Raw genomic sequence first — 6708 nt, 5'->3', positions numbered from 1 at the left:
GGTGGTGAGGGCGTGCTCCTCGTTCATGGTCTCGTCCTCCTGGTCGGTCCGGAGCTGGTCGGTCCGGAGCTGGTCGTACTGGCACGGGTCGTACCGGAGCATCCGTGACCGGCGTCACCTCGCCGTCGCCGCCGCGCGACGCCGACCAACGCCGAGCAGCCCGGTACGACGCGCCGGAGATCGGCGGGCGGCCACTGTCGACCGACGCTGACCGGTACCGACCAGCGGCCCCGCGACCACTTCGGAAGATCATCCGCCGGGCGGCACACCTGATTCATATTCACTCCCCGTACCCGCCAGCACGGAATCTGTCAGGAACCTGAAATAGTCTCCCAATATCGTCCTCATACTGTGCACAGATTCCGCCATTCACATTGGCGCTTGCGAATGTACGATCCTCCCAACCGTCCAGGTCGGCTTTCGTTCCGGTCACCCTCGCCGGCACGAAAAGCCAACACACTAGGGAGGACTGGGAGATGACACTCCCGCGCACTCGGCGGACCGCCGCCTTCGGCGTACTCGCCGCCGCCGCCATGGTCACCGCCATGGTCGGCGCCCCCGCCCAGGCCGCACCGGCCACCGGGTCGATCCTGCACGCCGGCGGCGCGACCGCCGTCGCCGACAGCTACATCGTGGTGCTCAAGGACAGCGCCGTCGGTGGCCGCGCCGGCACCCGCCAAGCCGGCGTGAAGAGCCTGGCCGACTCGCTCGCCGAGCGGTTCGGCGCCAAGCTGGGCCACGTCTACGGTGACGCGCTGAACGGTTTCGAGGCGCGGCTGTCGGAGCAGGCCGCCAAGCGCCTGGCCGCCCACCCGGCGGTCGCCTACGTGGAGCAGAACCACGAGGTCTCGACCACCACCACCCAGACCAGCCCGCCCTGGGGCCTGGACCGGATCGACCAGCGGAACCTCCCGCTGAGCGGCACCTACAGCTACGTCAGCGAGGGCACCGGCGTCACCGCGTACATCATCGACACCGGCATCCTGACCAGCCACACCGACTTCGGCGGCCAGGCGGTCGACGGCTACGACGCGATCGACAACGCGCTGCCGGCCGCCGACTGCAACGGCCACGGCACCCACGTCGCCGGCACCGTCGGCGGCACCAGGTACGGTGTGGCCAAGAACGTCCGGCTGGTCGCCGTCCGGGTGCTCAACTGCCAGGGCAGCGGCACCTGGGCCCAGGTCATCGCCGGCGTCAACTGGGTGACCTCCAACCACCAGGCCGGTCAGCCGGCCGTGGCGAACATGAGCCTCGGCGGTGGCCTGAACAGCTCGCTGAACACCGCGGTGGCCAACTCCATCGCCGACGGCGTGACCTACGCGGTCGCGTCCGGCAACTCCGCCGCCAACGCCTGCAACTTCTCGCCGGCCTCGGTGCCGACCGCGCTCACCGTGAACGCCTCGGCGAGCAACGACACCACCGCCTCGTTCTCCAACTACGGCAGCTGCACCGACCTCTACGCCCCCGGCGTGGGCGTCCTGTCCGCCTGGTGGACCAGCACCACCGCCACCAACACCATCAGCGGCACCTCGATGGCCTCGCCGCACGTGGCCGGTGCCGCCGCCCGCGTGCTCCAGGTCTTCCCGACCTACACCCCGGCCCAGGTGCACGCCTACATCGTCAACAACGCCACCAACGGCGTGCTGACCGGCAACCCGCAGCCGAACAAGCTGCTCTACCTGGCTCCGACCTTCTGATCCACCCCCCCCGCTCCACCGGCCCCGAGGCGGTCTCCGCCCCGGGGCCGGCCCGTCTGAAAGGACACGACCATGATCAGATCAGGTACCCGGGGCCGACGCCTGCTGGCGCTCGGTGTGGCGGCCGTACTGGCCGGCGCGCTGACCCCGGCCGCCGCGAGCGCCGCCGGCAGCAGCGGTGAGATCCGGTACGCCGGCAGCCCCGACGCGGTCGCCGGCAGCTACATCGTCGTGCTCCGGGACGGTGCGGACCGCCCGGCCGGCGCCCCCGCCGTCGCCGCCACCGCCGACCGGCTGCGCGCCCGCTACGGCGGCACGGTCGGCCACGTCTACGGCAGCGCGCTCAACGGCTTCGAGGCCCGCCTGTCGGAGCGGGCCGCCCGGCGGCTCGCCGCCGACCCGGCGGTGGCCTACGTAGAGCAGAACCGCGAGGTCAGCGCACTGATCGGCCCGGGGGTGCAGCCCAACCCGCCGTCCTGGGGGCTGGACCGGATCGACCAGCGCTACCTGCCGCTCGACGGCCAGTACGCGTACCCGAACACCGCGCACAACGTGCACGCGTACGTCATCGACACCGGTATCCGGCTCACCCACACCGACTTCGGCGGACGGGCCAGCGGAGGTGCCGACTTCGTCGACAACGTCCTGCCCGCCGACGACTGCAACGGGCACGGCACGCACCTCGCCGGCACCATCGGCGGCACCAGGTACGGGGTGGCGAAGGAGGTCCGGCTCCACCCGGTGCGGGTCCTCGGCTGCACCGGCAGCGGCAGCTACGCCCAGGTGATCGCCGGGGTGAACTGGGTGACCGCCAACGCGGTCCGCCCCTCGGTGGCACTGATGGCACTCGGCGGCAGCCCGAACAGCAGCCTGGACGCCGCGATCACCAACTCGATCAACGCCGGGATCAGCTACGTCGTGGTGGCCGGCAGCTCGAACGCCAACGCCTGCAACTACTCCCCCGCCCGGGTCACCCCCGCGCTCACCGTGGCGAGCACCACCAGCACCGACGCCCGGCACACGGCGGGCAACTACGGGCCCTGCGTGGACCTCTACGCCCCCGGCATCACCATCACCTCCGCCTGGTACACCGGCGACACCGCGACCAACACGATCAGCGGCACGTCGATGGCCGCCGCGCACGTCGCCGGCTGCGCGGCGCTCGCCCTGTCGCCCAACCCCACCTGGAATCCCGCCCAGGTGCACAACTACCTCGTCAGCCGGGCCACCGTCGGCCTGGTCACCGGGATCCCGGCCGGTACCAACACGCCGAACCGGCTGCTCTACTGCGGTCCCTGACCTGACGTGGTGCCGTCCGGTCCGGCGGTGCAGGTCCGCCGGACCGGACGGCACCGGCCCGCTGGACGTCACCAGGTGACCGGCAGCCGGGTCACGCCGTACACCACCGAGTTGTCCCGTACCGGCACGTCCGCCGGGTCGACCGTCAGGGCCAGCCCGGGGAACCGGTGGGCCAGCTCGACCAGGGCGATCCGCAGCTCGGCCCGGGCCAGCGGCTGCCCGATGCACTGGTGCACACCGAAGCCGAACGCGAGATGCTGGTGCGCGGCCGGGCTGAGGCCGAACCCCTCCGGGTCGGTGAACACCTCGGGATCCCGGTTGGCCAGCGAGAGCATCCCGATCACCCCGTCGCCGGCCCGGATGAGCTGACCAGCGATCTCGATGTCGCGTACCGCCACCCGCAGCAGCCCGGTCCGGATCACGCTCAGGTACCGCAGCAGCTCCTCCACCAGGTCCTCGGCCTGCTCCGGTCGCTCCCGCAGGGCGGCGAACTGCTCGGGGTGCTGAAGCAGCAGCAGGGTGCTCAGGCCGATCATGTTGGCGGTGGTCTCGTGCCCGGCGACCAGGAGCAGCAGGGCCACCCCGACCAGTTCCTCCGGCTCCAGTTCACCGGTGGCGACCCGCTCGGTGGCCAGCCGACTGAGCAGGTCGTCGCCCGGCTCCACGGCGGTACGTTTCGCGTCGACCAGGTCACGGAGGTATCCGCGCAACTCGTCGATGGCGGAACGGATGTCCTCCAGTGGCGCTGTCCGGTCGAGCAGCGTCCCGCTGCGGCTCTGGAAGAAGTCATGGTCGGCATAGGGGACGCCGAGCAGGTGGCAGATCACCATCGACGGTACCGGCAGGGCGAACGACGTCACCAGGTCGGCCGGCGGTCCGGCGGCCCGCATGGCGTCCAGCGCGTCCACCACGGTCTGCCGGATCAGCGGTTCGATCCGCCGGATATTTTTGATCATGAATTCGGCGGTGAGCATCCGGCGGAGTCGGGCGTGCTCGGCACCGTCCATCACGATGAAGGCACCCCGACGGTCCTGCTCGTCGGGGGGCAGCAGCTCGCGCAGCAGCGGGAAGCCGGGCCGGTTGCTGTCCGAGCTGACATACGGGTTACGGAGCAGTTGGCGGACGTCCGCGTGCCGGGTGAGCAGCCAGGCCCAACCGCCGGTGGGCAGTCGGACGCGGCTGACCCGGTTACTCTCCCAGCGTTTGCGGTCCTCGTCGCGCAGAATCTCGAACGGTCCCCGGGGTCGCTCCTCGGGCGGGAACATCGGCAGGTCGGTCGTGGCGGTAGCGGTCATGGCGACACCTCCAGCGGTAACCATGAGTATCCGATTCGCTACGCTACCGAGGGGTCGATGATCGAAGCAACGCCATTGAGGATGAAGCTACGCAGATCCTCCATAGGGTCCTCATCCGGGCTGAACGCCAGCACGTTGGTGGTCACCGCGACGCTCAGGCCGAGGTCCGGGGCGGCACCGGCCAGACTCCCGCCAGCGCCGCTCCAACCGAACATCGCCCCGTCCGCCTCCACGGCGTAACCGAGGGTCAGCGCCGACTCCTGGCCGAAGACCCAGTCGGTTCCGCGTACCTGGACGCTGGAGATCTCCGACAACCGGGCCGTCGAGACGAGGCGTACCCCGTCGACCGGGCCGAGCAGCGCGGCGTACATCCGGGCCATGGCGCGGGCGCTGAGCGTGCCGACGGCGGGAATGTCGGCCCGCCGGACGTCCCGGCGGTTGGCCAGCGCCGCGTCGGTGCGCACCCCGGGCGGCAGCACCCGGTCCAGGTGCGGAACGTGGGCGGCCATAATCGCCAACGCGGCCGACCAGTCCCGTTCCTCCAGGTGCGCGACCCGGTCGAGCTGGTCATCGGGTACGCCGAGAAACAGCTCGTCACGGACGCCGAGCGGACCGGCCACCTCGTCGGCGAGCACCTGCCCGACGGTCCGGCCGGTGACCCGACGGACCACCTCCCCGACCAGCCAGCCGTACGTCCAGGCGTGATACCCGTGCCGCGTGCCCGGGGCCCACAGTGGTTCGCTGTCGGCGACGACCGCGCACATCCGGTCCCAGTCGGTCAGCTCCTCGGCGGTGACGTCGGCGGGCAGCGCCGGCACGCCAGCCGACTGGGTCAACGCGTGTCGCAGGGTCACCGATTCCTTGCCGTGCCGGGCGAACTCCGGCCACACCTCGGCGATCCGCAGGTCGTAGTCGAGCAACTCCTGCTCGGCGAGGACGTGTACGACGGTGGAGATCAGGCCCTTGCCGGTGGAGTAGCTGAAGAACGGCGTGTCCGGGGTGACCGGTCGGCCGGTGGTGCGGTCGGCGACGCCCGCGCAGGCGTCCACGATCGGCTCGCCGTGCCGGTACGCGGCCACCTGCACACCGACCTCGCGGCCGGTGGCCACCAGCTCGTCGATCGTCTGCTGTACACGGCTCTGGAGTTGGTCGGTCATCGTCGCTCACTCCCCTGTGGTCGGTTCCGCAACGGTCCACCCAAATCGGCCGGGGCGTTGTTCCGCAACGGAATTACGATCGCCGCAGAACGGGGTCGCCGTGATCCGTTCGCCGTGACTATTCACCGCTCCGACCAGCATGGCCCCGTCCCGGGACCCGTCGGGCCTCAACGGTTGTCGAGGTGCTGCGATCGTGGCACGCGGGAAAACATCGATCGAGACGACAACTACCTGACCGGAGCGTCGGCGGGCGCCTCGACCAACCCCGAGATCAGGTGTTCCGGCCCCGTCGCCTGGCCGCAGAATCCATAGCCACGGTGACCAGTTGCGAGGTTGCCAAATCGTCGGCGTCCCTGGCCAGTGCCCTGGCCAGGTGGTAGCAGGCCATCGCCCGGTCGTGGTCCCCGTCGCGCAGGTAGCGCCCCGCCACATCGAGCAACCCGCCCGGATCGCCGGTGACCAGGCCCGTGAACGAACCCCGGAGCACATCCGGGTCGTGCGGGGCGCCCACGAGGATCTGGCGGTGCAGGGCTGCGAGTGTCGGACCGGGTTCCAACCCGGTCTCACGCACCATCCTCCTGTGCAGCTCCCGGAATGCGCGGGCCGCCTCGGCGACCCGCCCGGCACGGAAGAGCGCGATCATGAGCAGGCCGGTCAGTCGTTCCCGCAGCGGGTGTTCGGCGGCCAGTGCCGTCAGTGGGGCGAGCAGGTCGGGCCCGGATCCGCCGGCCAACCGGGCCTCGTACAGCTCCTCGATCACGAGCAGCCGTTCCTCCTCCAACCCTGGGGCCACCCAGTCCCGCAGGCCGTGCGGGCTGGCATCGGCGAACGCCCGCCCCCGCCACATTCCCAATGCCGAGGTGAGCAGGCGGATCCGGCGGTCCGGGGCGTCCTGCCGACGGGACTCGATCACCAGCCGCCGGAACTCGTGCAGGTCGACGCGTTCCCGTGCACAGTCGAGCCGGTATCCGTCCGGATCGGTGACCACCTCGACGTCGGTCACCCCGACCAGGTCGCGGCGGAGCCGGGAAACGTACACCTGGACCGCCTTACGGGCGGTGGCCGGGGGATGGTCCCCCCAGACCAACTCCACCAGGCGGGGCACGGCGACGGTACGTCCCGCGTACAGCAGCAGCGCGGCCAGCACCGACCGGCAGCGCGGCTCGCGGATCGGCATCTGCCCGGTGGTCCCCCGCACGACCACCGGACCGAGTACGCCGAAGGTGAAGCAGCTCAACACGTCGATCATTGTTGGGG

Annotated in this window: 5 protein-coding genes; 2 read left to right on the top strand and 3 right to left on the bottom strand. The window is 70.9% G+C overall.

The genetic code is table 11. The features are described from left to right. Nucleotides 1-476: 476 nt before the first annotated feature. Both GSF22_RS06530 and GSF22_RS06525 read left to right on the top strand, forming a co-directional pair. The gene (locus tag GSF22_RS06530; RefSeq protein ID WP_208811852.1) at nucleotides 477-1700 is read left to right on the top strand and encodes a S8 family peptidase; all 1224 of its coding nucleotides are present in this window, start codon (nucleotides 477-479) and stop codon (nucleotides 1698-1700) included. A gap of 72 nt (nucleotides 1701-1772) precedes the next feature. After that, nucleotides 1773-2999 carry a S8 family peptidase gene (locus GSF22_RS06525; protein ID WP_208811850.1) on the top strand — a complete coding sequence of 409 codons (1227 nt, stop codon included), beginning with the start codon at nucleotides 1773-1775 and terminating at the stop codon, nucleotides 2997-2999. Nucleotides 3000-3067: 68 nt separating this feature from the next. Here GSF22_RS06525 and GSF22_RS06520 read toward each other — a convergent pair whose 3' ends face one another. The 3 genes from GSF22_RS06520 to GSF22_RS06510 all read right to left on the bottom strand — a co-directional run bounded on the left by GSF22_RS06520 (nucleotide 3068) and on the right by GSF22_RS06510 (nucleotide 6700). Further along, nucleotides 3068-4294 carry a cytochrome P450 gene (locus GSF22_RS06520; RefSeq protein WP_208811848.1) on the bottom strand — a complete coding sequence of 409 codons (1227 nt, stop codon included), beginning with the start codon at nucleotides 4292-4294 and terminating at the stop codon, nucleotides 3068-3070. Nucleotides 4295-4332: 38 nt separating this feature from the next. Further along, nucleotides 4333-5451, bottom strand: coding sequence for a serine hydrolase domain-containing protein (locus GSF22_RS06515; RefSeq protein ID WP_208811846.1), 1119 nt, complete (start codon nucleotides 5449-5451; stop codon nucleotides 4333-4335). A 271-nt stretch (nucleotides 5452-5722) separates the two neighbouring features. Further along, nucleotides 5723-6700, bottom strand: a complete 978-nt coding sequence (locus GSF22_RS06510; RefSeq protein WP_208811844.1) for an AfsR/SARP family transcriptional regulator — start codon at nucleotides 6698-6700, stop codon at nucleotides 5723-5725. Nucleotides 6701-6708 lie beyond the last annotated feature (8 nt).

The sequence above is a fragment of the Micromonospora echinofusca genome, from assembly GCF_017614955.1.
Classification (GTDB): domain Bacteria; phylum Actinomycetota; class Actinomycetes; order Mycobacteriales; family Micromonosporaceae; genus Micromonospora; species Micromonospora echinofusca_A.
The sequence above is the reverse complement of the archived record's forward strand: the minus strand, read 5'-3'. Positions and strand labels throughout refer to the sequence as shown.

What these genes read in the sequence shown, in the direction of transcription:
- GSF22_RS06530 (WP_208811852.1), top strand. Translation starts at nt 477, where the DNA reads ATGACACTCCCGCGCACTCGGCGGACCGCCGCCTTCGGCGTACTCGCC.
- GSF22_RS06525 (WP_208811850.1), top strand. Translation starts at nt 1,773, where the DNA reads ATGATCAGATCAGGTACCCGGGGCCGACGCCTGCTGGCGCTCGGTGTG.
- GSF22_RS06520 (WP_208811848.1), bottom strand. Translation starts at nt 4,294, where the DNA reads ATGACCGCTACCGCCACGACCGACCTGCCGATGTTCCCGCCCGAGGAG.
- GSF22_RS06515 (WP_208811846.1), bottom strand. Translation starts at nt 5,451, where the DNA reads ATGACCGACCAACTCCAGAGCCGTGTACAGCAGACGATCGACGAGCTG.
- GSF22_RS06510 (WP_208811844.1), bottom strand. Translation starts at nt 6,700, where the DNA reads ATGATCGACGTGTTGAGCTGCTTCACCTTCGGCGTACTCGGTCCGGTG.